Annotated in this window: 1 pseudogene; it reads left to right on the top strand. The window is 30.8% G+C overall.

Features of this window, described 5'->3' with window-relative positions:
* Positions 1-85 precede the first annotated feature (85 nt).
* Positions 86-1,196 (top strand): annotated as a pseudogene (locus tag KA873_RS13415) (IS3 family transposase).
* Positions 1,197-1,696: the final 500 nt, after the last annotated feature.

Genomic DNA, 1,696 nt, shown 5'->3' with positions numbered 1-1,696 from the left:
TGATTATAAATTAAGCTTTAATGAAAGTAATCAATTTACAGGAGTGTTCGTTATGTCTAAATGAAAATATGATCATAGCTTTAATATGGAAGCAATTCAGTTAGTAGAATCTGGTAGAAAAGCAACAGAAGTTTCAAGAGATTTAGACATCCCTATTCAAACATTAACCAAATGGCTAAGTGTTTATCGTAAAGAAGGTGAAAAAGGATTTGTTGGTAGTGGTAGACGTACCCCTAAGAAACAGTCTGAAGTTGATCTACAAAAAAGATTAAAAGAGCTAGAAGAAGAAAATAAGATATTAAAAAAGGCTCTATGCACATCTTTGCCAAAGACCAGAAGTAATATACAGGTTTATTGAAGAACACCGACATGAATTTCGTGTTATAAAGATGTGTGAAGTGTTAGGTGTTTCAAAAAGTGGCTATTATGGTTGGAAGAATCGTAAACCAAGTAAACGTACAATTAGACATGATGTATTGAAAAAACATATTTATCAAATTTATATTCAAAGTCAAAAACGTTATGGTAGTCCTAAAATTACACAAGTACTAAGAAGCAAAGGATGTACGGTCACACAAAGAACAGTCAGTAAGATAATGAATGAATTAGGTATTAAATCAATAACAAAAAAGAAATATAAGGCTACAACAAATTCCAAACATCAACTTCCTGTATATCCCAATATATTAAACCAATCATTTAAAGTATCCGGATTAGGAAGTGTTTGGGTCGCAGATATAACGTACATATACACGAGAGAAGGTTGGTTATACTTAGCAACAGTCATGGATTTATTTTCACGAAGAATTATTGGATGGTCAATGTCTTCAAGAATGACTAAAGATCTTGTGTTATCAGCCTTTAGAAAAGCATGTACAATACAAGAACCAAGAAAAGGACTGATTCATCATTCAGACCGTGGAAGTCAATATGCTTCTATAGAATATCAGACATTACTTAAAGAAAAAGGAATTCAAACAAGCATGAGTAGAAAAGGAAACTGTTATGACAATGCGTGTATAGAATCATTTCATAGTATTATCAAAAAAGAATTAATTCACCATTGTGACTACAAAACAAGGGATGAAGCAATGTTCAGTGTTATGGAATACATTCTTACTTTTTACAACTCAAAAAGAATTCATTCGACACTAAATTATATGAGTCCAATTGAATTTGAGAAAAAATATGCATAAAAACATCCTCGCGATTCATATACTTTTGGTCCTTTAAAAGAATATGAATCGCGAGGCAAGCAAGCGAAGCGCGGTAGAATTCTCTTTTTACTGTGTCCGTATTCTTGACATAGATCCACTCTGCCTGATATTAAATAGTGATATAATCAGTGATTTTATGAGATTAACTAGCTATTATATTGGTGGAGGATATATTAGTTATCAAAAGAAATACCTCAGCAGAGTCAAATTGCCAAACTTATCAAAAACAGATATTAATCTTCTTTTATCGGTCAGCGATGACAAAACAAAAATAAACAGATTAGTCCAACAATTGTATTTTGATTAATATTTTATTCTACACTGATATAATGTCTTCGAATATTTTAAAATAAGCGATTAAAAATTTGAATCAACAAGGAAGAAATTCATTATAAATCTTGAATTTCTTCCTTGTTTAATTTTATAAGAAACCGCATCATTTATGATATGCTTCCCCCTATTAGTGATTTTGCTAAAAA

The organism is Staphylococcus sp. GDY8P45P, from assembly GCF_017892745.1.
Classification (GTDB): domain Bacteria; phylum Bacillota; class Bacilli; order Staphylococcales; family Staphylococcaceae; genus Staphylococcus; species Staphylococcus cohnii.
The sequence above is the reverse complement of the archived record's forward strand: the minus strand, read 5'-3'. Positions and strand labels throughout refer to the sequence as shown.